22 protein-coding genes are annotated in these 25,276 nt (G+C 55.9%); 2 read left to right on the top strand and 20 right to left on the bottom strand.

Annotated features, from left to right (window positions below; genetic code table 11):
• Positions 1-45: 45 nt before the first annotated feature.
• From GRX76_RS12955 to GRX76_RS13030, 16 genes are all read right to left on the bottom strand, one after another.
• Positions 46-252, bottom strand: a complete 207-nt coding sequence (locus GRX76_RS12955; protein ID WP_160153701.1) for a DUF2788 domain-containing protein — start codon at positions 250-252, stop codon at positions 46-48.
• Positions 253-579: 327 nt separating this feature from the next.
• Complete coding sequence (locus GRX76_RS12960) at positions 580-849, bottom strand: acetyltransferase (RefSeq protein ID WP_160153702.1); 270 nt, start codon at positions 847-849, stop codon at positions 580-582.
• Between the two features lie 344 nt (positions 850-1,193).
• On the bottom strand, positions 1,194-1,751 hold the full coding sequence (gene gspM, locus GRX76_RS12965; protein WP_236250357.1) for a type II secretion system protein GspM: 558 nt from the start codon (positions 1,749-1,751) through the stop codon (positions 1,194-1,196).
• Positions 1,752-3,125, bottom strand: coding sequence for a type II secretion system protein GspL (gene gspL, locus GRX76_RS12970; RefSeq protein WP_160153703.1), 1,374 nt, complete (start codon positions 3,123-3,125; stop codon positions 1,752-1,754). It lies immediately after the preceding gene.
• Positions 3,126-4,109 carry a type II secretion system minor pseudopilin GspK gene (gene gspK / locus GRX76_RS12975; RefSeq protein ID WP_160153704.1) on the bottom strand — a complete coding sequence of 328 codons (984 nt, stop codon included), beginning with the start codon at positions 4,107-4,109 and terminating at the stop codon, positions 3,126-3,128.
• Positions 4,106-4,993: a type II secretion system minor pseudopilin GspJ gene (gspJ, locus tag GRX76_RS12980; RefSeq protein ID WP_160153705.1), complete on the bottom strand. Its 888-nt coding sequence runs from the start codon at positions 4,991-4,993 to the stop codon at positions 4,106-4,108. The genes gspK and gspJ overlap by 4 nt, the downstream gene beginning before the upstream one ends.
• Positions 4,990-5,424, bottom strand: coding sequence for a type II secretion system minor pseudopilin GspI (gene gspI / locus GRX76_RS12985; RefSeq protein WP_160153706.1), 435 nt, complete (start codon positions 5,422-5,424; stop codon positions 4,990-4,992). The genes gspJ and gspI overlap by 4 nt, the downstream gene beginning before the upstream one ends.
• Positions 5,408-6,016: a type II secretion system protein gene (locus GRX76_RS12990; protein WP_160153707.1), complete on the bottom strand. Its 609-nt coding sequence runs from the start codon at positions 6,014-6,016 to the stop codon at positions 5,408-5,410. The genes gspI and GRX76_RS12990 overlap by 17 nt, the downstream gene beginning before the upstream one ends.
• 17 nt (positions 6,017-6,033) lie before the next feature.
• Entirely contained in the window at positions 6,034-6,462 is a 429-nt protein-coding gene (gspG, locus tag GRX76_RS12995) for a type II secretion system major pseudopilin GspG (protein ID WP_160153708.1), read from the bottom strand.
• Positions 6,463-6,524: 62 nt separating this feature from the next.
• Positions 6,525-7,742, bottom strand: coding sequence for a type II secretion system inner membrane protein GspF (gspF, locus tag GRX76_RS13000; protein ID WP_160153709.1), 1,218 nt, complete (start codon positions 7,740-7,742; stop codon positions 6,525-6,527).
• 1 nt (position 7,743) lies between these two features.
• Positions 7,744-9,222, bottom strand: coding sequence for a type II secretion system ATPase GspE (gene gspE / locus GRX76_RS13005; RefSeq protein ID WP_160153710.1), 1,479 nt, complete (start codon positions 9,220-9,222; stop codon positions 7,744-7,746).
• On the bottom strand, positions 9,222-11,108 hold the full coding sequence (gene gspD, locus GRX76_RS13010; protein ID WP_236250358.1) for a type II secretion system secretin GspD: 1,887 nt from the start codon (positions 11,106-11,108) through the stop codon (positions 9,222-9,224). Before gspD ends, gspE begins: the two co-directional genes overlap by 1 nt.
• A gap of 167 nt (positions 11,109-11,275) precedes the next feature.
• Complete coding sequence (locus GRX76_RS13015) at positions 11,276-11,959, bottom strand: type II secretion system protein N (protein WP_160153712.1); 684 nt, start codon at positions 11,957-11,959, stop codon at positions 11,276-11,278.
• A 232-nt stretch (positions 11,960-12,191) separates the two neighbouring features.
• Positions 12,192-13,121 (bottom strand): FAD-binding protein, encoded by a 930-nt coding sequence (locus tag GRX76_RS13020; RefSeq protein ID WP_160153713.1) that lies wholly within the window; start codon positions 13,119-13,121, stop codon positions 12,192-12,194.
• The gene (locus tag GRX76_RS13025) at positions 13,121-13,870 is read right to left on the bottom strand and encodes an electron transfer flavoprotein subunit beta/FixA family protein (RefSeq protein WP_160153714.1); all 750 of its coding nucleotides are present in this window, start codon (positions 13,868-13,870) and stop codon (positions 13,121-13,123) included. The genes GRX76_RS13020 and GRX76_RS13025 overlap by 1 nt, the downstream gene beginning before the upstream one ends.
• Before the next feature lie 245 nt (positions 13,871-14,115).
• Positions 14,116-14,295 (bottom strand): hypothetical protein, encoded by a 180-nt coding sequence (locus GRX76_RS13030; protein ID WP_160153715.1) that lies wholly within the window; start codon positions 14,293-14,295, stop codon positions 14,116-14,118.
• A gap of 30 nt (positions 14,296-14,325) precedes the next feature.
• On the opposite strand from GRX76_RS13030, the gene GRX76_RS13035 reads away from it, so the two are divergent.
• The gene (locus GRX76_RS13035; protein WP_201276996.1) at positions 14,326-15,948 is read left to right on the top strand and encodes an electron transfer flavoprotein-ubiquinone oxidoreductase; all 1,623 of its coding nucleotides are present in this window, start codon (positions 14,326-14,328) and stop codon (positions 15,946-15,948) included.
• A 154-nt stretch (positions 15,949-16,102) separates the two neighbouring features.
• Here the strand turns inward: GRX76_RS13035 and GRX76_RS13040 are convergent, their stop codons facing one another.
• The 4 genes from GRX76_RS13040 to GRX76_RS13055 all read right to left on the bottom strand — a co-directional run bounded on the left by GRX76_RS13040 (position 16,103) and on the right by GRX76_RS13055 (position 22,109).
• Positions 16,103-18,835, bottom strand: a complete 2,733-nt coding sequence (locus tag GRX76_RS13040; protein ID WP_160153717.1) for a TonB-dependent receptor domain-containing protein — start codon at positions 18,833-18,835, stop codon at positions 16,103-16,105.
• A gap of 114 nt (positions 18,836-18,949) precedes the next feature.
• Positions 18,950-20,587 carry a serine/threonine protein kinase gene (locus GRX76_RS13045; RefSeq protein WP_160153718.1) on the bottom strand — a complete coding sequence of 546 codons (1,638 nt, stop codon included), beginning with the start codon at positions 20,585-20,587 and terminating at the stop codon, positions 18,950-18,952.
• Between the two features lie 276 nt (positions 20,588-20,863).
• Positions 20,864-21,418: a DUF1285 domain-containing protein gene (locus GRX76_RS13050; protein WP_160153719.1), complete on the bottom strand. Its 555-nt coding sequence runs from the start codon at positions 21,416-21,418 to the stop codon at positions 20,864-20,866.
• The gene (locus GRX76_RS13055; RefSeq protein ID WP_160153720.1) at positions 21,411-22,109 is read right to left on the bottom strand and encodes a TetR/AcrR family transcriptional regulator; all 699 of its coding nucleotides are present in this window, start codon (positions 22,107-22,109) and stop codon (positions 21,411-21,413) included. The genes GRX76_RS13050 and GRX76_RS13055 overlap by 8 nt, the downstream gene beginning before the upstream one ends.
• A gap of 477 nt (positions 22,110-22,586) precedes the next feature.
• Between GRX76_RS13055 and GRX76_RS13060 the strand changes: the two genes are divergently transcribed.
• The gene (locus tag GRX76_RS13060; protein ID WP_160153721.1) at positions 22,587-25,190 is read left to right on the top strand and encodes a M9 family metallopeptidase; all 2,604 of its coding nucleotides are present in this window, start codon (positions 22,587-22,589) and stop codon (positions 25,188-25,190) included.
• Positions 25,191-25,276: the final 86 nt, after the last annotated feature.

The raw sequence follows: 25,276 nt of genomic DNA on the forward strand, positions 1-25,276 counted from the left end.
TGTGTTCGAAATTGGCATCCCAATTTGGAAGGAGCCGCAACGGTTTTACTGACCCAACCCCATGACCTCAACCAGTACGGTTTTGATCACAAAGCCCAGCAAGCCTAGCCCAAGGGCGGTAAACAGAATGAAAGTACCGAACCGACCAGCTTTGGACTCTTTGGCCAGATTCCAAACAATAAACATCATGAAAAGAATCAGACCACCGATACCGAAGAATAAAGAATACTCTTCAAACAGCTCAAAGCTCATGGCACAACATTTCCGCAGTTGGTTCCCAGAAGCCCAGCAGATGGGGGACGCATAGCAGCAGACCGCGAACCGGATACTGCCCAACGCTTACCGGGAAAACACCCGATAACCCCGCCCTGAGGGCCGATGAAAAATTGGCGCGTATTGTATAGGAGGTATTGGTACGAAACCACGAGTTAGCGCTGCCGTTTGCCGGATCAACGGCGGCGAATAGTAGGCGAGCCAGATAAGACATCATTCGCCCGTGCTGGGCTTGATCTCCAAGGGTGGACGAATCAGGACAAAATAGCGCCAGTGATGGCCTAGCGACAGCTAGGCACCCTGATACTAGGCACCCTGATAATAGTCACTGTCATTGATACGTGTGCCGCATTTGATCCGACGTACTTCGCGGTCCCGGTAGCGACTGTCGTGCCAGCACCTGGGCAGGGACTCCCCGGACAGGAATTGCAAACTGGATTTATCGAACACCTCGGGGTCCTGCACCTCCTCGCCCCAGAGGTAACGCCCCACCACCGTAAGCTCGTAAGGGTTCGCGAGAGTGACGATATCGGCAACCTCAATCAGGTGCTTGGATCCGGAATCTCTTAACAACATTATCAGCCCCTGTTTTCTCTCTAGCTAACTATTTGATCGCTAAAAGTATAGAGAGAAACAGCGCCATTCCTGAGGGAATTTATCGGTCCAGGGGAGAGCGCAGACAGGATGAGTCGGTCGAACCCGCACGCAAATAAAACGACAAAACCGAAAGATTTGTCAAAATTCTGAGAGAAGCAGCCCGAAAAGTAGAATGCTAGATCACTTTTGGGTCCAGAATATGTGAAAGCTTGAAAGTCGAGGGAACCTCGCCCCACATCAGCGAGGCTCGGTAGCACGATGTAGCGCCACCCTTTTTTATGGCAGCGCTATCACTCGTAGGTTGCGGAGGTCAGCACTAAAAATTAGCGCTCCAGGGTCAGCCGGACGGAAACCATGCCCTCTTCGCCCAGTGCGTCCACACTGACCGTGCGAATGACAAAACGCTGCTGCAGGAGCGTGTTCAACCAGGGCTGCAGATCCTGGTAGCGGACCTCATCGATCCAGAGACGGATACGACCACTACCCTCCGGCTCAAAGCGCTTGATGGTGACTTGATGATTGTTGGCAGCCGCTGTGACCCTCTGCAACAAGGTGCCTTGCGCCTGGGACTGGCCGCCACTGGAACGCTGGATACGCTCCAACTGTGGCCTCTGTTTCTCTATCCAGCTGACCAACTCACGGGACTGCTCCGCTTCACTACGGGCCGTCTCAAAAAAAGACTGGGTGGGCTTGAATAGTCCAAACACAATGATCATTACCCCCAGGAACAACCCGAGCAGCCCCAGGGCCCGCTGGTCATTGGGAGGTAGCGCAGCCCACTTTTGGCGCCATTGTTCAATTGTCTGCTTCATATTGGTTATTGGCTTGGCACTGTTATTGTCGATGCCTGGCAAGGCAACTGTCGATCCTGCTTTCATCATTTATTTCAACCGGATACGCCCGGATACACCCTCTTCCAGTTCGTTCGCCGCCAATAGCTCGGCCTTGTACTGGCTGCTGCTGAGTTTACCGACCACTTCGTCTAGCTGACCAAGATTGGCCGCCCTCAGCTGCAATACCAGCTCGCCGCGATTGCCATCAAAACGAAGGGACTGCAGTTTGAGATCCCCCGGTTTACCGGTACTCCAGACCTTACTCAACTGCTGCAATTGACCGGCAAACTCACCACCACCACCGGAGGCTTGATTGAGATAACCGGTAACCTGGCGCCGCAAGTCCGCACTCGGGGTATCCCCGGGGAAAATTTCGGTGAACAGGTTACGCGCCGTGTCGTCCGCCTTGTTGGCCTGCAGGGTGTAATAGGTCCCAGCCCCCAGAAAAAACAGTAACTGGAGCGCAAAGCAGGCAGCCACGGCGATTGCCGGCTTTTTCCACCAGGGACCCTGAGCGCTATGCAGCGACACCTGGTATTCACCGCTGAGCAAATTGCCTGGCACTTGCGAGGGTACGGCCTTCAGTAGTCCTGCAATCGGGTCTCCGGTAACGCAATCCACGCTGCCCAATTGCTGGAATGTCGCCAACTCAAGATCCGTCGGCTCACCCAGCAGACGCAGGCTGGGAGCCTCTCCCTCACTCGCTGCCGCTATTGGCTCGGCGTCGTCGCCGGTGTCCTCTGGGGCAAACAGGCTTTCGGCCACAACGCCTGCCAGCGGCCGGTTTACCGTGAGGCCTCGGCCCGCCGCCTGCCAGAAATGCGCGCGATCACGCTCCAGCCAGAGTGCCGACTGGCCGGGAGTCGCTGACATTGCGAGTAATCGGTATTCGGGAATAGCCGCAATCACTGGCCACTGGAGGCGCTCGATCTGGCTTTTAAGGGCACCGAGCTTGTCCGAGGCAACGGCCATGACACTGCAGAGGTCGCCAAGGACCGGCTCGCAGACAAAATGCAGGTCTTCCACATCTTCCGCGAGCTGCTCTTCCACCATATAACCAACGGCGCTACTTTGCCGGCGCGCCGCACGCGGCACTGTTTCAAGCCCATTCCAGACCCAGCCACCCGGCAGCAGAATCAGGGCTCTCTGCCCTTCGTCAAACGTCAGGGCTTCAGCAGTCACATCGCTCGCTGACGGATCCAACGGAGTGCCCCGCTGGTCGGCAGTGTCCAGGGTGTAGCCCTGCTGCTCGCCACTCTCCGCCGCAAAGGCGCGACGAAACTGGTCATCGACGGAAACTGTTTGCCACCCGTTCTCGGTCCAGCACTGTACGACAACGCCGTTGGGCGCCACTGCATGTTCGCCATCGAGTGACCCGCTACCAGCCTCTCGCAGCCGCAATAATTTCAGTTCCTGGCTCAATTATTCCCCCAGTAATTCCTGCAAAAACTGCCCGGAAAATTCGCGCCTTTGGCGCTGTATAACTTTTACACTGCCGGTGGTGGTGTCGAGCTTCAGAACCGACTCCCAGTATTGCCGATGCTCCAGGCCCAGCTGCACCGCGATATGCGCAACATAATACGCGCTGTTGAAATCCAGTTCTCCCCCACCAGTGATACTGAAAGCACTCAGGTCTGCCATCTGGGTAAATACAGTTCCAGACTCTCGCTGGTTGATTAACCCCGGGATATTCGCCGACGGGAACATGGCCGCGAGCAGCTGCTCGGAAGCCGTATTCACGTTGACCTTGGTTCCCGATTCGGGCAGCGCGCATAGCTCCGGCGCAATCAACTGCCATTCTTCAGGTTCAATACCCTGTACGGCACTCAATTCAGATTCGTCAGTAATGAAAGTATCCGGGGTACGGTAAGCCAGCTCCAGGCCGAGATAACCCGTATCTTCTGTGCCCGATGCCAGGGGTGTATCGCCAGGATCGAGCCAGTCTTCAATCGCGAGTGCAAGGTCCGCGCGGGCACCAAGATTGCGCACCAATCGCTGTAGCACCGCGGCGTCGCCGGTACCTTTGGCCGCAGATCCCGAAGCTCGACCGAGGGTTAAATTATTTACATTAAAACAGGACTGTAAGTCTTTGATTTGTATGCGGATCTTACCGTTATCCGGATTGAATTCGGTAAGTCGCTGCGCCCAGGGTTCCAGCAGGTTATCGCTGGCAGTACCAGCAGTGCGATCCTCTTCGAAATCCTTCTCCAAAGCGATGATCGCCCAGGCCTCAGCGCCGTGAACGAACTCCGCCAACTGGGTATTGGCCAGGATGGCACTGGTACGGGAAATGGCCAGGCGATTGCGGGTCACCGCATGGGTGACCGCGGCGATAGCAATGACCATCACCAGCAGTACCGTAATCAGCGCGACACCGCGCTGGCGCTTCAGGCCTAAGGGACTCATTGCCTGCCCTCACCGTCGCGGCCGCTGCCATCGCCAGATCCGTCATTCTCTCGGCCCGAGTCATCACGCGAGTCGCCACTTGAGTCTCCGCCTCCAGCGTCACTGCCACCGGAATCCCCGTTGTCGTCGCCCGCCTGTTCGTCATCGTCCCTGCCGCTGCCGCCACCAGAGCCTCCCGACCCGGTACCTGCGACCACGGTATATTCGGGGAGCTGAAAAACGCGGAGCATTTCACCCCCGGTTCTGGTGACCAGCCTGACCTCGATCGCTTTCGGCAAGCGTAAATCCACGGCGCCGGGCGTCGTCATGGATGACGCCGGAGGCCACTGCGACAGCCACGCCTCGGTATCCCGATCAAAATAGCGCAGGCTGAGATCCATAACGCCGTCGAGAATGGGTTCCGCTACTGGCTCTGAATCTGGACCGCGGTCCAGAATTCGCCAGCGACTGCGCAGCAACAATGCTGTGTCATCGTCGACTTCCGGCTGGTAGCGTTCCCGCTCCTCTTCCTCCGGGTAGCCAATGCCGTAATGCAAACGCTGCAGGTTACCGCGGGGCTCCCCGGTCAGATTGGCGGCGCCAAGACGTGTAAATTCAAATTCATTACTGACCCCCTGAAAGGCCGGCTCGTAGCCGCTATAACCGTTTTTGATTGGGCGAACCGTTAGCTGGCGCAGGTCGTCATCCAACCGGTACATGGCCATCGACAGGCGGCGCAGTTCATCCGCGCGTGCTGTCAGCACCCGGTCTGTGGTGAAAAATGTTTCCAGTAGGGAGTAGGAACCGATACCGATGATAGAAACGATCACCAGTACAACGATGACTTCAATCAGGGTAAAGCCCTGAGACGGGCGCAGTGGTGACTTTCGCACTTGTTGCTTCACGGCCCCGTACCTCCGGAGCTGGAACTGGACGCAGCGGCTATGGATTGCGCTACCCAGGAGTCGATGGTCAGTATTGGCGGTTTTTCAGGCCAACCAACCTGCACGATGATATGCCGCATGCGCGGTTCGCTGGTGCTTTTGACTTCCGCCGAGACTTGCCACTCGCGCTCGGCCAGCAGAACCTTCTCGTTTTTTTTGCCCAGGGGCGGCCAATCAGTGCGCAAGCGAATTTCCGCAAGCGCCTGCTGGGCCACCCAGTTGGCCGTGAGGCGCTCTTCCAGTGCCGTCTGCTGGCGCACGCTGTCCTGTAGGGTTTTGAGGACACTGGCGGCAATTACCCCGAAAATGACCAGGGCGACCATCACCTCAACCAGGGTGAAGCCGCGCTGGCCACGAGCGCCGGGGACTGCTGACTCAGTAATCATCGGCATCCCACTCGAGCTCCATGCCATGCAAAGTACTGTAGGAAATGATGGCGCCACGGCCGATATCGCCGCTTTTCAAAAGGAATAAGGCAATTTCCACCGGCAATACTTCACCGCTGGAAAGCGCGGCAAACTGGGGAAGTACTTCGTCATCCTTGCCCTTCTTGCCAACCTTACTTTCCTTACGACTGCCGCCGAACGTCGTATCTTTGCTGTTGGCACCGGGAAGTTCGGTTTGCGAGAGGATTTCGAGCCGCATATTCACGGGCAGCTCGTGGACGCTGAAGCGTCGCGCATTGGCGGCATTCGGGGTCGCCGAAAAATCAATCGGCTGCCATTTCATCGTCGATGTGTCATAACGCACGACCTGATAGCTGTTTTCCTCAAAAACAACTCCGTAGTGCGCCTTATCGATCAACGCGCGATCGGCAACCAACTGCAAAAGATTGCCGAGCCGCTGAACTTCCCCAGTCCAATGACGGGTGTCCGTATTTCCCAGGGAAAGCGTCGCCATACCCGCCAGCGAGGCGATGATCACCATCACCACCAGCAGTTCGATCAGGGTAAATCCCCGTTGGCGGCGGGCTGTGACGCGCATGAGGCTTCCCGTCAGCCTCAGAGTTCTGAGGCAAACAGGTCGGCGGCTTCGCCTTCGCCACCGGGCTTGCCATCCGCACCGAGGCTGAACAGGTCGTAAGCGCCAGCGCTGCCCGGGCTGATGTACTGGTAGAGGTTACCCCAGGGATCCTTGGCTTCACGCTTCAGGTAGGGTTCGTTCCAGTTTTTGGCTTCCGGGAAACCGGAAGGCTTGGTCACCAGTGCCTGCAGCCCCTGCTCGGAGCTGGGATAGACAAAGTTGTCCATGCGATACATGTCCAGTGCCGTTTCAATGGTCCGCAGGTCGGACTTGGCCGCTTTAATGCGGGCTTCGCCGGTCTTACCGAGAATACTCGGAACCACCATGGCGCCCAGCACGCCAAGAATCACGATCACAACCATGATTTCAATCAGGGTAAACCCCTGACTCTTGCGCAGATTTTTCATTCCTCACCTCGCGAGTTCAAACGTAAAACATTGTCCACTAATTGACCGTGCTGAACAATTTATCAACCAACCAACTGGTTCATATTCATGATCGGCATCATGATGGCCATCACAATAAACAGCACGATAGCCGCCATGACCAGTAGCATGATGGGCTCAAACAGACTCACGAAGGCAGTCACCGCCCCCTGCAAGTCCTGCTCCTGATTTTCCGCTGCCCGCACCAGCATCTGATCGAGCGTGCCGGAAGATTCACCACTGGCGATCATATAGATCATCATTGGGGGAAAATATTCCACATCCTCCAGGGCGCGGCGAAGGCTGCCGCCCTCCCGCACGAATTTCTGCGCAACCTGAAGCCGCGCTTTCAGATAGTCGTTGCTCATTACGCCACTGGCAATCCCCATGGCCTGCACTAACGGCACACTGCTGCCCGTCAGGATCGCCAGCGTGCCCACGTAGCGCGCGCTCTGACCGCCCCTAACCAGCCAGCCAATCACCGGCATCTCCAGCAGTCGGTGATGGTAGCGGTAACGGAAACCGTCACGGCGCAATAACAGCATCCAGCCAACCACCAGCAGTACTAGGACCGGTGGAATCAGCCAGCCCCAGGCGGAAATGAAATCACTGAGGGAAACCAGAATTCGGGTGGCAAGCGGCAACTGCTGGCCAGTTCCGGTAAAGACTTCGATGACGTCTGGAACGACGTAGACCATCAGGCCGGTAACCACCAGCACACAGATCACCACCAAAACCAGCGGGTATATCAGGGCCAGCTGAACCTTCTGCCGAAACTGCTGCTGGCTCTCGGTGTAATCGCCAAGGCGCTCAAGCACCTCATCCAGATGGCCGGAGTGCTCCCCCGCCTCCACCGTGGCGCGATAAAGCTTGGGAAACGCCCGCGGAAAGCTCCCCAAGGCCTGGGCGAAACTGTGGCCTTCCAGCACCTTGGCGCGCACAGCCAGCACGATACGCCGCACCTTCTGATTGCGCGACTGGTTGGCTATCGCACTGAGGGTTTCTTCCAGGGGGATGCCGGCCCGTAACAGGGTGGCAATCTGACGGGTAAGAAGGGCCAGCGGCTTGATGCCCAGTCCCGGACTACCAGAGAGCAGGCTCGGGCCGCCCGCAGCTGCGGTTTCTACAGCCGCGCTCACTTCCAGGGGAATCAGCCCTTTGGCGCGCAACTGCTGGCGCGCGGCTTTGGCACTGTCGGCTTCCAGCGTGCCACGATTTTTGCGGCCGCCGCTGTTGAGGGCGGTGTACTCGAAAGCACCCATCTCAGGACTCCTGGGTTACCCGCAGTACTTCTTCCAGTGAAGTGATTCCGGCCAGTACTTTGGCCATGCCATCGTCGCGGATGCTGGGCCCCAGCTTGCGGGCCTCTTGAACCAGCGCGCTCTCAGAGGCGCGGTCATGCATCATTTGCCGTAGCTTCTCATTCACTGGCACTAATTCATAGATACCCACACGACCGAGATAACCGCTGTGGTTGCATTTGTCACAGCCGCCTGGGCCGTAGATGGTACCCGGTGCGCCCTCTTCCAGCCCAAGCATCTTGCGCTCGAACGCGTCCGCTTCGTGTGGCTGGCGACAATCAGGGCACAGCACCCGCACCAGTCGCTGCGCCAGTACGCCGATAATGCTCGAAGACAGCAGGAAGGGCTCAATCCCCATATCCACCAGTCGGGTAACCGCGCCCAACGCGGTATTGGTGTGCAGGGTGGAAAGCACCAGGTGACCGGTCAAACTCGCCTGAATGGCAATCTGCATGGTTTCCAGGTCGCGAATCTCACCGACCATCACCACATCGGGATCCTGGCGCAAAATGGCACGCAAACCGCGGGCAAAGGTCATGTCCGCTTTGGTATTCACCTGGGTCTGGCCAACGCCCTCCAGGTTGTATTCCACCGGGTCTTCCACGGTGAGAATGTTCTTTTCGCGGTTATTGATGCTGGAGAGGCCCGCGTACAAGGTGGTGGTTTTACCGGAACCGGTAGGGCCCGTAACCAGCAAGATTCCGTGGGGCCGCCCGAGAAGCTCAGTAATGACCCGCAGATCCCGCTCTGCCATCCCCAGCTGGCGCATATCCATCTTGCCCGCCTGCTTGTCCAGCAGACGCATGACCACCCGCTCTCCGGCAGACGATGGCATGGTAGAAACACGCACATCCACCTCGCGGCCACCCATCAGCAGGGAAATACGGCCGTCCTGGGGGACCCGCTTCTCCGCGATGTCCATTTTCGCCATTACCTTGATCCGCGACACCAGTAGCGGTGCCAGTGCACGGCGCGGCTGCAGCACTTCCCGCAGTACGCCATCCACTCGGAAGCGTACGACCAGGCGCTTTTCAAAGGTTTCAATATGGATATCCGAAGCGCCCTGCTTGAGGGATTCGGCAAAAATGGCGTTGATCAGACGGACGATAGGCGCATCGTCCTCTTGCTCCAGCAGGTCTTCTGTTTCCGGCAGTGAATCGGCGACGGCAGCCAGATCCAGATCGTCCCCCAACCCTTCCACGTCGGAAAGATTACCGCCTTCGCGGTTTTCGTATTGCCGCTGCAACGACTGCTGGAAATCGTCGGCGTCTACCGCTGCGATCCCGAGCGGCAATTCACACAGGCGCTGAACTTCTGCGAGCACAGTGGGATTCAGTGGCGCCACGTACTGGCATACCGGGGTGCCATCCACCTCTGCCAGCAATACCTGGTGGCGCTTGGCAAAGGCGTAAGGCAGTCGCTTGAGCGTGACCTCTGTCATCACTTGACCGCCTCAGGCTCCAGCGGAAGAGTCTCTTCCTGTTGTTGCGCACTGGCGGGCGGCGGCAGTAGATCCGGCAGGATTTCACCGCGATTCCAGTCCCAGATGTTACTGGTATTGTCGCGCAATCTGAGCTGACGCTCCTGCATCGCGCGGTAACGGCGACGGGTTTCTTCGTAGCCCGCAATCTGAGTGCTCAGAATTTTCGGACGCAGGAATACCATCAGGTTGGTCTTATCCACCGACTTGTCGGAGTTGCGGAACAAACGGCCAATACCCGGGATGTCACCGAGCAAGGGGACTTTTTCGTTGATTTCCGTCACCTTGTCTTCGATCAGGCCACCCAATACCAGAATGGCGCCGTCATCGATCAGTACCTTGGTGCGAATTTCGCGCTTGCTGGTCACAATATCCGAGGCTGCGGAGCTGGCAACCGGCAGCACGTTTTCAACCTTCTGCTCAATTTCCAGAGTGACGGAATTGTTGTTATTGACCCGGGGAATCACCTTGAGGGTGGTGCCCACGTCCTGCCGCTGGATGGTGGTGAAAGGATCGTTGTTACTACCGGACAACAATTGTTCACCGGTAATGAAGGGCACGTTCTGACCAACCAGAATCTCGGCCTCTTCATTGTCCAGGGCCATGATGGTTGGCGTAGAGAGGATATTCGCGTTGTTTTCATTCGCCAGCGCATTGATCGCAACACGCACATCCGTGCCACTGAGGAAACCGAGGTTCAGGCCCTGGCGGACCAGATTCGCCGGATCCAGCGAGAACGGATTGACCTCGGACAGCACATTGCCGTCGGCATCAATAATCGGGGTTTCCGCAAAATCGTTCTGGAAGCCCGCGAAAACATCGTCATCGTTACCGGCAATCCACTTGACCCCGAGCTTGTTGCCGGTGCCTTCGGTCACTTCAACGATGATGGCCTCAATCAGGACCTGCGCACGGCGCACATCGAGCTTGGCAATGACGCCTTTCATGGTATCCAGCAGCGAGGGCGGCGCGGTCAATACCAGTGCATTCAGTTCTTCGTTAACCTGGATGCTGACTTCGACATCCGCGACCTGCTGATCTTTTTCGGTTTTCTGGATACTGCCGCTCATCCCCTCAAGAATAGGCTTTAAGTCGGCAGCACTGGCGTACTGCACGTAAACCACGGCGGTATTACCCTCACCGGTCAACGGCTGATCAAGGCGCTGAATCACTTTTTTGAGCTGGGTGCGGGTTACCGGGTCACCGGTCAGCAGAATACTGTTGGAGCGTTCATCCACGGCGATGCGTAGCGGCTGTACATCGTTGCCCGCCTGTTTACCGCCGCCCTGAAGTAACTCATTGATGACCTGCTTGACCTCTTTCGCAGAGGCAAATTCCAGCGGAACCAACTCGATATCAATGGCACCCGCACGGTCGAGTTGCTTGATCAGGCGTACGATCTGCTCAATGTTTGCCGAGCGATCCGCCACAATCAGGGTATTGGTGTCGGCGTAGGCAGCCAGGTGGCCGGTTTGAGGAATCAGCGGACGCAGCATTGCGATCAGCTGTGCCGCGGAGATGTTTTCGACCTTTACCGTACGCACCACCAGCGCTTCGCCGGGTGCACGGGTCTTCTCGTCAACAACGGGGATTGCCTGCTGTTTCGCAAGGGCATCCGGGACCACTTTCCAGGCATCCCCCTGCTCCACCAGACTGAAACCGTTCACCTGCAGCACCGACATAAACACGTCGAACGCCTGCTCATGGGTCATGGGGTCACCGGCAACGACGGTCACCTTGCCCTTGACGTTGGGGTGAACAATGATGTTTTTGCCGGTGAAGTCCGCAGCCCAATTGATTAGGTCACGGATATCGGCGTTATCCAGTGAAAGGGTTACCCTTTCCACGGGAGACTGAGCCAGTACCGAAAACGACAACAAAAAACCCAAGGCGACTGCAACTAGCCGTCGGTGAAACAAGCTCATCATTATAATTCTGACTCTGATTCTTATGTGTTCAGTAAGTTATTGGTCTTCAAAAACAGCTGCTACCCAAAAAACAGCCATTGCCTACTTTAGCGAGTGTCCCGCCCCCCTTGGCGCTCACGGGCCATTTCACGCAGTTGCTCCAGGCGCTCCTTGATGGATTGCTGTCGATCCGCGCGGTCGCTGGTTGCATTGGCACTGATCACCTTGGCAGCCTCGCGCGCGTAGTTAGCGTACTGTTTGGGAACGGTCGGACGCCCATCGGCATCGGGGTAGGTCAATTTCTCCATCTGACCATTACGGCGTAGGATAATATGGTCGACCTCGACAGAATAGACCTCAGCGCCGCCAGGCAGTGACTGTCCTACGTAAAAACGTTCTGCAGGCTTACCCCGCTCAGCGACCAGGGCGCTGGCATGGTCATTCAGGCTGCTACTCAGCACACCGGACAGCACCAGATTCAGCTGGGTAATGGGAATATTGGCCAGATCCAGTTCCGGCTCCGCCTCACTCTTCACTTCTGCGACACCAAAAAATGCCGTAGCGGGCAAAGACTCGGCGGAATTCGCACTTACAGGCCGCGCATTGCGCTCAACCAGTAGCCCGTTACCTGACTCTGAGGGCATTACCAGATGCCCGTATGCCATCAGATTGACCGCCAGCCAACCACCAACAACCGCAAGGGTGGCGAAAAGACTATGCCGTGCGGTGCTGCTACCCGCAGCCCCAGGGGCCTGCAGAGCAGATGAAATTGTGCGCTTTACCAAAGACATGACTAAACCCGTCTCGGCTGTACCACAGACAGCTTGTTTCTATAATTTGGCGCCTATTCTCTAGGCTTGCCTCCCGAAAGGCAATGTTATGGGGCGTAAAGACCAAAAATCAGCCAATCAATCCCCTGCATCTAATAAGTTAATACCAATGAAACCGCGGATTGTGAAGCTGCCACCAAAGAAAAAGGCGGCTTTCGCCGCCCTTTCCTGATGAGAGTATATGAACCAACTATTACAGTTTGGTTTCCAACTCTGGCACCGCATCAAACAAATCGGCGACCAGGCCGTAATCAGCCACCGAAAAGATCGGCGCCTCTTCATCTTTGTTGATGGCCACAATCACCTTGGAGTCCTTCATACCCGCCAGGTGCTGAATGGCGCCGGAAATACCCACTGCAATATAGAGGTCCGGTGCGACGATTTTGCCGGTCTGACCAACCTGCATATCGTTGGGCACAAAACCGGCGTCTACCGCTGCGCGGGAGGCGCCAACCGCAGCACCCAGCTTGTCAGCCACCTTGTTCAGCAGCTCAAAGTTTTCGCCGTTCTGCATGCCGCGGCCACCAGAGATGACGACACGAGCAGCGGTCAGCTCCGGACGGTCGGACACGGCCAGCTCTTCACCGACAAACTTGGAAACACCCGCGTCATCCACCAGGTCCACGGTTTCAACGGTTGCGCTTCCACCTTCTGCTGCCACCGGGTCAAAAGCCGTGGTACGCACAGATGCCACTTTGATGGCGTCAGAGCTCTGCACGGTAGCAATCACGTTGCCTGCATAAATAGGACGCTTGAACGTATCAGGACCTTCCACCGCAATGATGTCGGAAATAGGCTGAACATCCAGCAGCGCAGCTGCGCGCGGCAACATATTCTTGCCGGTAGTGGTTGCCGGGGCCAGCACGTGGCTGTAGTTTTTGCCCAGATCGGCGACCAGCTTGGCGACATTTTCTGCCAGCTGGTGCTCATAAGCGGCGTTATCAGCCACCAAAACCTTGCTAACGCCTTCTACTTTGGCCGCTGCTTCACCAGCGGCACCACAGCCGCTGCCGGCAACCAGTACATCGATATCACCACCGATGGCTTTGGCCGCTGCGACTGTATTCAGGGTTGCGCCCTTCAGCTCGGCGTTGTCGTGCTCTGCAATTACAAGAATGCTCATCAGATTACTTTCGCCTCGCTTTTCAGTTTTTCCACCAGTTCCGCTACGTCGGCAACCTTGATGCCTGCCTGGCGCTCTGCCGGCGGCTCAACTTTCAGGGTTTTGGTGCGCGGGGCGATGTCCACACCCAGTTCGTCCGGGTTGGTCACATCCAGAGGCTTCTTCTTCGCCTTCATGATGTTGGGGAGAGAGGCATAACGCGGCTCATTCAGGCGCAGATCGGTAGTTACCACTGCAGGCAGCTTGAGCTCAACGGTCTGCAGGCCGCCGTCGATTTCGCGGGTCACTTTCACCGAACCCTCTTCGACGTTGACTTCGGACGCAAAAGTGCCCTGACCCATGCCAGTCAGCGCTGCCAGCATCTGGCCAGTCTGGTTGTTGTCGCCGTCGATGGACTGCTTGCCCAGGATAACCAGCTGAGGCTCTTCCTTCTCAACGATGGCTTTCAGGCACTTGGCGACTGCCAGCGGCTGCAGCTCCGCGTCAGTTTCCACCTGGATGCCGCGATCGGCACCCAGTGCGAGAGCAGTACGAATCTGTTCCTGACACTGTTTGGGCCCCATGGAAACAGCGATGATCTCGCTGACCACACCCTTCTCTTTCAAGCGTACCGCTTCTTCAACAGCGATCTCACAAAAGGGGTTGATGGACATCTTTACATTGGCAATGTCCACATCCGAACCGTCCGCCTTCGGGCGAACTTTCACGTTGTAATCGACAACGCGTTTCACAGCTACAAGAACTTTCATGAAAATCCCGTCTCAGTAGTCTACTTAGAAGTTGCGACCCGGCAGCCAAAACGACTGGGGCACAACATGGGTAACTCGGGCAGCCTCCCGGCCGAGTCCTATGGCGGCCCTGCCAAACCCGCCACGAGCGAGCAAATTCAGGCACCTGTGAGCCAGCCTCAAGTTCAAACAGTTGTTTGAGCGGCGTGTATGTTGGCCCTTTCACAATTCAAAATCAATAGTTGAATAGTAAGCCTAGCAGCCATTCACAGGATCAATTTCAGGCCATAAATCCGCCCTATTCCGAACCGCAAAAAACGTGCAATTACGCCGCTTTTGCCAGCAGAAATGAAAACTCCTGCAATTGGTAGGCCCGGCTGTTCACCGATATAATGCGCCAGCTTATAAATTGCCTGCCATAATTCGGCGGCTGAATAATTAGACATGCTGAGGAGTGACCTGTGGAACGCGAGTCAATGGAATACGACGTAGTCATCGTCGGTGCGGGCCCTGCCGGACTTGCCGCTGCGATCAAGCTGCGCCAGATCAACGAAGACATTTCCGTCTGCGTGGTGGAGAAAGGCTCCGAAGTGGGCGCGCATATTCTTTCAGGTGCCGTGTTCGAACCCACCGCCCTGAACGAACTCTTCCCCGACTGGAAAGAGCGCGGCGCCCCACTGGAAACCGCGGTCAACGGTGACGACATCTACGTCCTGCGCGGCCCGGAAAAGGCACTCAAAGTCCCGAACATGCTGGTTCCCAGCACCATGCACAATGAGGGCAACTACATCATCAGCCTGGGCAACCTGTGCCGCTGGCTTGCCGAGCAGGCAGAAAACCTGGGTGTTGAGATTTTCCCCGGTTTTGCCGCTGCCGAAGTCCTCTATAACGAAGACGGCTCCGTAAAGGGTATCGCCACTGGCGATATGGGCGTCGGCATCAACGGTGAACAGAAAGACTCCTATATGCCTGGCATGGAGCTCCACGCCAAATACACCCTGTTTGCCGAAGGCTGTCGCGGCCACCTGGGCAAGCAACTGATCGCCAAATTCTCCCTGGATGCTGACCGCGACCCACAGCACTACGGCATCGGCATCAAAGAAATCTGGAAAGTTGACAGCGCCAAGCACAAGCAGGGCCTGGTGGTACACACCGCCGGCTGGCCACTGGATGAATCCGGTAGCGCGGGCGGTGGCTTCCTGTACCACCTCGAAGACGACCAGGTTGTCGTAGGCCTGATCACCGATCTTTCTTACAGCAACCCCCATGTCAGCCCGTTTGACGAATTCCAGCGCTACAAGCACCACCCGGTAATCAAGCAGTACCTGGAAGGCGGCCAGCGTGTGGCCTACGGCGCACGCGCCATTGTCAAAGGTGGCCTGCAGTCGCAACCCAAAATGACCTTCCCCGGTGGCCTGCTGATTGGCGATGACGCCGGCACCCTCAACTTTGCCAAGATCAAGGGCAACCACACGGCAATGAAGTCCGGCATGCTGGCGGCGGAGTCTGTGGCCGAGGCAATGAAAGCGGAGCGCGGCAGCGACGAGCTGAGCGATTACAGCGAGCGCTACAAAAACAGCTGGGCCTGGAAAGAACTGCACATGCAGCGCAATTTCGGCCCTGCCCAGCACAAGTGGGGCAATATCTTTGGCTCCGCCTATGCGTTTATCGACATCAACCTGTTCAAGGGCAAACTGCCCTGGACCCTGAGCGACAGTAAAGCAGACCACGCACAACTGAAGCCGGCTGCGGACTGTAAAAAAATTGCCTATCCGAAACCGGATGGTGTTTTGAGCTTTGATAAGCTGTCTTCGGTGTTCATTTCCAACACCAACCACGAAGAAGACCAGCCCTGCCACCTGACCCTGAAAGATGCGGATATTCCGCTGAACCACAACCTGCCGATTTACGATGAACCGGCTCAGCGCTACTGCCCTGCCGGCGTCTACGAAGTCATCGATGAGGGCGACAGCAAGCGCTTCCAGATCAACGCGCAGAACTGCGTTCACTGTAAAACCTGTGACATCAAGGATCCGACCCAGAATATCGTCTGGATCACACCGGAAGGCGGCGGCGGTCCTAACTACCCCAATATGTAATCCAGTCGCTTGTGTTAAGGGCACCCTAGGGTGCCCTTTTTTGTACCCGGCTATCGCCAATAAAAAAGCCGGACTCTATCGCTAGAGTCCGGCTTATTAAGCATTCCGTGTTGGTTTAGCTATTTGCTTCCAGGAATCTTGTTTTCGTGCCGTATCAGAACTGGTACTGCGCGCTCAGAGCAAACGTCTGCCCCGGCTTCTCTTCAAACACGATTACGCCAGAGCGCTCAATTTCAATCGCCTCATCCAGAATGTTCTGCATCTTGGCCTTGACCGTAATTTCCTGAGTCGGGTACCAGGAGTAAGTCAGGTCCAGCGAGTGAAACGGTTTCTCGAAAGCATCCGGAGCACCGTTACGACCAGCCAGGTAGAGGCGATCGCCGAAAACGTTGTAACCCAGGGTTGCAGAGTGCATGCCATCGGGAGAATCAAAGCCCAGCATGCCGTTTACCACATACTCGGAAGCACCGGTCATCTCACGCACCGGATTGGTCGGCGCGTCCGCTTCGATACCGGCTACCAGCTCGGTTTCCTGAACGGTTACGTTACCCTGCAGGAAAAAGCTCTCCATGAAGGATCCCATAAAGCCCAGGTTTTTCAGGCCTTCGATTTCCATACCGGTGATTTCACCAGATTCTGCATTGATGATTTCACGAGCCACGTTGGTATCACTGGAACCGGCTTCGAAGAATTCGATCGGGTCAACGATATCCTTGTAGTAGGCGGAAAGCGTCAGGCTGTCACCCTCGTCGAAGAACCACTCGGCACGGATGTCGAAGTTGGTAATCTCGGAAGGACGCGCATTCGGATTACCCTTGATCTGCTCATCGGTGATGGGATCAATATAGATGGCGTCGGTAATTTCACGCAGGTCAGGACGAACAGCCGTCTTACTGGCACCGAAGCGCAGCTGGAAGGTTTCCGCCCAGAAAGCACCCATATACGTCAAAGACAAAGACGGGTACACAGCGTCATCAACGTAAGTTGCATCTGCGAGGGATTCTTCGTCGGTGGCAATCTGCGGATTGTCGACGGTATAACCGTAGGGATTCCAGTCGAGCGCGACCTGATTGTACTCTTCCCAACGGGCACCAGCGGATGCGCGCCAGGTTTCATTCAGAGTCCAATCCACCTTACCGAAAGCTGCTTCGGTGAGGGTTGCCGCAATATAACTTTGCTTGTTGGTATTGGCACCCACGCGGTCGAACACGAAGTTGTTGTCCGGATTGGTAATATTTTCATCACCAAATACATCACCGAGGTCACCGGTCATGGATGAAGAATCGGCAACATCAAAGGCGTCGAGGCGCAGCTGAGTCTGTTTATAGGTACGACCTTTCTCGGTACGGGCAAAACCACCAATCAGCTCGAGCCTGGAGCTCGTAAATTCCACCGGCAGAGTCGCGGACCAGCCGTAGTTGATGACATTGTCTTCCAGTTCGGTAAAACGATAATCCGCACTTTTGGTACCCACACTGACACTGGAGCTGCGAGTGTGCCCGGTATTCGGGTCGGTAATCGTATCGGCGTACACATTCACTTCACTGGGAATATCCGTGGTCGCCACCGCATCCGAGTAGAACCAGTCGACCGTCAACTCTTCCGGCGCCCAGTTCAGCAGGCCACCGGGTATCAGCGCCTTGGTTTCAGGGCCAATGGAGTGCTCACCATTGACCTGGTTTACACGCATTTCACGCTCTTCAAACTTCAGGGAGTATTCACGATTGCCGCGGCCATCGGAAAGCTGGCGGTTTTCGTCGAAGTAATCCCGAATGGAAGTCTCGTCATCGGTATTGCGAAGGAACAGGCTGGTGGTAGAAATGCTGTGCTCGTCGGCAAAGCGGATACCCAGATTCAAGTTGCCGCTGGCATCTACGGAGTAGGTAGATTCTTTCTTGGTATCAATCTGCTCTTCCGGCTGGCCGTAATCCCGCGCGAAGCGCGTGCTTTCGTTCCAGCGGCTCTTGTAGGATGCACCTGCCAGGAAACCGATTTCCCAGTTGTCGTTCAGGTAGAAACGATTGCCCACCGCGCCCTTGGCATCGTACTGCGGGTCAACGGTATCTTCCTCGATGCTGATATCGCGGTTCAGGTTCAGAGCCAATTCGCGGTTCAGCGCCTGAGCAGCGGCAGTCGCCTCGGCGTCGCTGGCGAACTGCTGACCTTCCTGCACCAGTGTTTTGCGGATGTTGCCGACACTGATATCGCCCTTGAAGCGCTGCAGCGCAGAGGCAATGCCTTCTGGCATTGCGCGGGTGCCATCGTCAGTTCCGAGGTTGTCGTCACCGCCACCCTGATAGCTCAGTACACCACCACTGGTTTCAGTGTTGCTACCGGTACCGAGCTCCACGAAATAGGTCAGATCATCGGGGATGGATTTCGTACGAATGTCGACGTTACCACCACCGAAGGTAGCGGCCTTGTCGGCCGAATAACTTTTCTGTACCGCAAGTGAATCCACCACTGAGGTCGGAAACACGTCCAGCGGCACAACGTTGCGGGTCAAATCCGGGGACGGCACAGTAGCACCGTTCAGGGTAGTGCTTGAATAGCGCTCACCAAGACCGCGCACGTATACAAACTTATCGTTCACCAGGGACAGACCGGACACACGACGCAGTGCGGCGGCCACGTTGGAGTCCCCTACCCGGCCGATCATTTCGGAACCGAGAATATCTGTGACCACTTCTTCTTCCAGGCGTTCGAATACCAGAGACTCGGCAGAGTCCTGCAGGCGACCTTGCACCATCACTTCTTCTAATTGCTTCGCTTGCTGCGCCGCCATTTCGTCGGTGGCAATCTCTTGCGCCCAAAGTTGCGGAGCAAAAGCTGAGGCCGTGGCGATAGCCAGTACCAGCGGCGCTCTCTGAAATTTTGCGTTCTTCATTTTCCAGGCCTCAATTTTCCTGTTATTTACTGTGGTAGAAGCAAACAGGGCGCCGGCTCCCGTTTTGAAAGCGGCGCCCTGTAGATCAGGGCATAAGCCCTAATCTTTTACGGCTTATTCAAACCACAGCGGCTTGGCACGGCTGCCCTGGTGCAGACCATAGGTCCAACCTTGGGTCCAGTCGGTGCCGCCCTGAGACAACGCACCCAGGTAAGCGCGCTCTACCGGACTTACGGTGGTAGCGGCGTCGTCAACGATCATGCCGTTGATGGAGAAGATGGCCGGAGTGCCTTCCAGCAACTGCAGCTGGGTAGCGATGCTGGCAGTCGGGTTTACCGCCGTATCAGCGAACTGGTTACCGTTGGCTTCTGCCCAGGCTTCCAGGTCGGCCATGTCACCTTTGGTCTTGTCTTCACAAGCGAAGATGTTGGAGGTGATGAAGGCTTCATCGGCTTCCAGAGCGGCGACCGTCTCGGCGCTTTCTACACGCAGGCAGTAGTTGCTACCTTCAACACCGTTTTCGTCCGCTTTAAAGGAAGCGACAACCAGAGAATTGGTGATGGTCGGGTAGATACCCTCACGGAAGCGCCAGCCTGCGCCCGGATCGTGAGTACCTTCAGACTGCGGAGAAATGATGCAGGTCAGACCGTCGATTACCGGACGGCTGTTGATGCCTTTGGCGATCAGGTCAGCGTTGCGCGCTTCACCGTCTTTGTAAGAACCGATACCGTCGGATTCGATACAGTGGTTGCCGTCGGTTTCGCTCTGGATTACCAGCGCATTGGTGATGGTGCCGCGGTAGCCTTCATCGATGTCGATGGAATCGTCGCGCACGTACAGCGCCACGTAGTTCTCAATGCTTACAGCGCCGCCGAAGAACTCGATACCGTCGTCGTAGGTGGAGTAAGCCTGCAGGTTTTTAACCACAGTGCCGCTACCTACGGCGTCAAACGCAATGCCGTTCAGCTCGTCGCCGTTGGCAACCTGAGCACCGGTGTGCTTGACGCGAACGTAAGTCATTTCACCGGAGCTATCTTCGTTGTTGGCGCCGCCGTAGTTGGACTGGTCGTCGCCAGCTGCGCCTTCCGCCAGAATGTGGCATTCGCCATCCAGCGCCAGAGTGCCCGCGTCCAGGTTTCCGGTGTAGGCACATTTGTTAGTTACGCCGAAGCCGTTGATGACCATGCCGCCCCACTGGGAAACATCTTCAGGACCTACCGCGCCGCGAACATCGGACTCGGAAGTGAAAGTAATCGGGGCAGACTCAGTACCGCGAGCAAACAGTTGAGAGCCGCGGTTAACGACCATAAATGCGGAGTTGTCTTCGAAGGCTACGGTAGCGCCGGCCTGAATTTCCAGAGCCACACCGTCACCGCCCTTGGCGATACCGGCGGCCGCCATGTCGGCGTCGGCGTCAAAGTTTTGACCAACAAACAGGCTGCCAGAAAAAATGTGTGCGCCGCCGTTCGGCAGGGCCGGCAGGTACAGATCTTCAACCAGCGGGTTGGCGGAAGATACGAAATCAGTGCCGTAGCTACAGTGAGTACCGTCGTAGGAACCCTGAACGCCTGAGCCAGCCATGGTGGCACAAGGGTTATTGGTGTCATCGCCACCGTTGTCCGGATTGGTCACGGAGTTATCAACGGAATTATCGTTGGTTTCAGGCGCAATATTGATACCGCCGCTATCACAACCAGCCAGCAAAGCAGAAATCGCAGCTGCCAGCAGCAGCTTGTTGGATACAAGTTTCATGAATCCCCCTAACAAGGATGAAGTAAATTAATCCGTGACTATTTTTTTAAATGGCCAAAGCAATTTGGACGAGGGGGAGTCTAGGAATGGAGTGTTGCGAAAATGTTACGAATGAAAGACGCGAAGAAGAAATTCGAAGAATTTATGCAAAAATATTTCATTGTGAAATATTAATGACAGATATATTTATTTAGTGTTTCAGGGATATTTCAAAGACATCCCGAAGGGACAAAAAACAGACAGGAAGGTGGCGCGGTCCTAACAGAATCAGAAGCTTCAATACTCACCGAGCAAAAATTCTTCACCATTGCTTTTCAGCCATAACTGGCACAATCGCGCTGGCGGCTCCTGTGGCGCTCTGGGCTCTGCCCAGTCTATCAGCTGATAGTAAACATCCCGCGACATGCGCCCCTGCAAACCTGGACGTACATCAATATAGGGAATGGGTTGCGGAGGGTCACCGAATGGCTTGAGCAGCAGCGGGTGATCTTTATCCAGAGATACAACTTCACCGGTATTGGTGGTGAGCAAGATTTGATCGCCTTCGCGGGCAGCCTGGGTGATCAAAAAAGGAACATCTTCAACGCGGATACGCCACTTTTCGACCGGAGTCACCAAATAATAGTGGCGCCCTTCCCGCTTGAGGATACTGGCAAACAGTTTCACCAATGGCTGGCGTTTGATTTCGCTGCCCTCGTGGATCCAGTGACCATCGGCCTGAATGACCAGGTCCATATCACCACAGAGATCAGGGTTCCAGGCCTCCACCGGAGGTAGGCCCGGAAATTCCTGCTGGAGCTTCTCAAGCTGCTTGAAGAGCGGTTCAGCCAAAACTACCGCCCGATGCACTGGGAGGGGTTTGTGCGACTTGCGAGGATTGCGGTTCACCACTGCTGCGACGGCCAGACATATCGCCGATATGCACGCCCACATCCATAATGAACTCCATCAGACCCTCGCGATCCTCGATCACATCCGAGAAGGACTTGGAGTGATACAGCTCAACGGCCCCCTGAACCAGCGCCCAGTAGGTGGAGTAGTAGTAATAGGCGGGCACCTTCTTCAGCACCCCCTGCTCCATCCGGCGCTCGAAAACACGGTTTAGCGCTGAAGCATTGGAGTTTCGCAGGGCGTGTAGCTCGGCGATCATCTCCGGGGCAAGATTCAGGGCAATGACCTTCTCTTCCAGGCGCTGGAACAGGCGATCACGCGCCGGATCCGCCATCCGCGACTCGAAGTAGGCCCGGGCGGGCGCGGTAATATCGCCCTGCTCCGCAGTCGCTACGGCACTCTTGAGGCGTTCAGTCAGGGACTTCTCGTAGTCCATCAGTAGCCGCATATAAATCTCTGTTTTAGAGATGAAATGCTTGTAGATGGTGCCCTTGCCGATATCAACGCGCTCGGCGATCTGCTCCACAGTGACCTTTTCTTCACCATGCTCAAGCAACAGCTCCAACGCCGCATCCAGGATACGCTGCTCCCGTGCGCGGAACCGCTGAACCTTCTCTTTTGCCTTATCCATACTTCCGACCTTAGCTGTCCGTGAATTTGGAGACTGAAATTGACTATTCATTCATGAATGATAGGCAATTCCCCCGGAATGGAAAAGGATTTCCCAAATTCGACAAGGGACTCCGCGCCTAATTGATGGGAGAAAGCTGCGCCAATAGCACAATTTCCCGCCGGTGCGGCCAAAAAGCTGGATCCCAGCCTCTTCCGCCCTTCTTAAATTTAGCGCTTATAGCTCAGATCACCTGATCTTTTTTTGAACGACTTTTCATCCTTTATAGGCCGCCCGTCCCGCCGGGAAGCTTTGTCCGCCAATGCCCGCCAAAAGTGTGCGCCAGGACCAAAAAACATCCTGGGCGCAATGGTATGTTTTTGCATACACAATAATAAAAGGACCCTCTATGACATTATCCATCTGACGACCTGTGGGGCAGTTGGCCACTTTCGCAACTGTCGCACCGCTATAAATCCTTATAAAGAAAGAGAGAACATGAAAAATAATCACATAACCCTGTCCATACACGGACTACTGACGGGGCTTGCAGCAACGCTGCTCGGGGCAGCACTCCAGGCTCATGCAGCGCCGATGCCGGCCAAGCCAACTACCAGTACGGCTTCCGATTTCACGATCAGCGCCCCGGTAGAGCCCAAATACAACCCAGAGCAGTCGCAGCAGGCAACACCTCAAGTCGCCACCTTACAACTCCAGAACTTCTCGCTTCTGGCTGTCGAGCCACTGGCCACATGCGATGCAACAGGTTATGCGCAATACAGCGGCCAGGCGCTGGTGGATCATATCCTCCAGTCTGAAAGCAGCTGTATCAATGACCTGTACGACGGCAACAGTACGAGTTTTGCCAGCTTTACCAACCAGAAGATGGTCACGGTCGCCAATGCTGCACAGCAAATGGCGGCAGACTATAGCGCCGCCGATGGCGATGCCAGCATCAACAAGCTGTTCTACTTTCTCCGCACCGGTTACTACATCGAGTACTACTACCCGGATGAGGTCAGCTTTTCCAGCAATGTACAGTCCGCCGTTGTAGGAGCGCTCGACACGTTTATCGCAAACCCGGACTTCTATGCATTGTCGAGCACAAACGGCAGCGCCACCATCGATGCCATTGTCCTGATCGATAGCTCGGAAGAAAACACCCGCTATCTGCCCATGGTCAAAGAGTGGCTGCAGCGGTGGAATGCGCAGGCGGCCGCCATCAGCAGTATGCGTGCGTCGGTTAACGGAATCTTCACGGTGCTCTTTCGCGGTCACTATTCCAGTACCTTTGTGAGCACAGCCGGTAGCGATACCCAATTGATGCAATTGCTGGGTAACTTCGCACGCTCTGACTGGATGCTGGATTCCGAAGCGCAGTTCATGCAGGAAAATGCTGCCCGAGAATTGACCCGCTTCCTGCAGCACACAACCAGCCCGGCCTACGATACCGTGGTCGCGCAAACTCAACAGGTTCTCGACCGCTACAGCATGATGGGTACCGGTCAGGGTGTCTGGATCGCCGCAGCAGGCAATGCGGATTACTACGGTGATTGTGCAGACTTTGACATTTGCGGATTCGAAGAAGACCTACAGCAACAGGTACTGGCCAATAACTACACCTGTAGTAGCAGCCTGAAGATCCGCGCCCAGGATATGAGCACGGTGGAATTTGCGGATTCCTGTGATCAACTGGCCGACCAGGAAACCTACTTCCACCAGTTGCTCAATACCAACTACAACCCGGTCGCCGATGATCTGAATACAGATCTTGAAGTTGTCGTATTCGACGATTGGGATGAGTACAACACCTACGCCTCCCTGTTCTACGGCATTAACACCAATAACGGCGGCATGTACCTGGAAGGCGACCCCGCCACGGAAGGCAATCAGGCACGCTTTATTGCCCATGAAGCCGACTGGCTGCGTCCGGATTTTGAAGTCTGGAACCTGACCCATGAATATGTCCACTATCTGGATGGACGCTTCAATCTCTATGGTGGTTTTGGCGATGCGCAAACCGGCAGCCACAAAACCGTCTGGTGGATCGAGGGTCTGGCCGAATATGTGTCCAAGAAAGACTACAACGACACTGCGGTAGACCTTGGTCGCAGCGGTACCTATAACCTGAGTGAAATTTTCGGGAATACCTACAGCAGTGGTCAGGATCGAGTCTACCGCTGGGGTTACCTCGCCGTGCGTTTCATGTTTGAAAAACACCACAACGATGTAGTCCAACTGCTCAGCTACCTCCGCGCGGGCAACTACGATGCCTACCTGAACTACGTAAACAATATCGGCACCAGCTACGACAGTGAGTGGCAAACCTGGCTACAGCAGGTCGAAAGCACCACTGACGGTGACAATGGTGGTGGTGATGACGGTGGTGACGGTGGTGATAATGGCGGCGGCGGCGACGATGGCGGCGATACCGGAAGCGACACCCCCTCCCCCATTGTCAACAATCAGGAAATCACCGGCATTTCCGTCGCCACTCAAGGCGAAGATACCCTCTACTACATCGACGTTCCCGCCAATGCCGAGAGCCTGAGTATTGCCATCAGTGGCGGCACCGGCGATGCGGACCTCTATGTACGCCACGGCAGCGAGCCCACCGACAGCAGCTACGATTGTCGCCCCTACATCGGTGGCAATACGGAAGTGTGCGATGTCGCCAGCCCGCAAGCTGGCCGCTGGTACATCCGGTTAAAAGCCTATTCCGCGTTTTCCGGGGTAAACCTGCTCGCAAGTTTTACCGAGGCAGCGACACAAACGTGTAGCGGTACTCCCGTCGGTTACGGAAACCTGGAGCTGAATACCAGTACCTGTATTACGGATGGCAATAGCATCAACTATTACTATACGTACATCCCCGCAGGCACGAGTTCCCTGACCATCAAACTGTTCGGTGGTGAAGGCAATGGCGACTTGTATGTCAACGATGCGACCTGGGCCAGTAGCAGCGACTACGATCAACGGTCCACCAACAGCGACAACAACGAGTCGATTACCATAAACAGTCCCGACAGCGGCTGGTATTACTTCTCTGTGCTCACCAGCGAAGGCTTTAGCGGCGCCGGTATTCAGCTGATTGCCAATTGATCGCTGGCCATCCTTTATCGTCTTGATTCATTTTATCCCGGCCCTGAAGGCCGGGATTTTTTGTCTTGCCCCACCACGAAAGAACC

This window comes from Microbulbifer sp. ALW1 (genome assembly GCF_009903625.1).
GTDB lineage: Bacteria > Pseudomonadota > Gammaproteobacteria > Pseudomonadales > Cellvibrionaceae > Microbulbifer.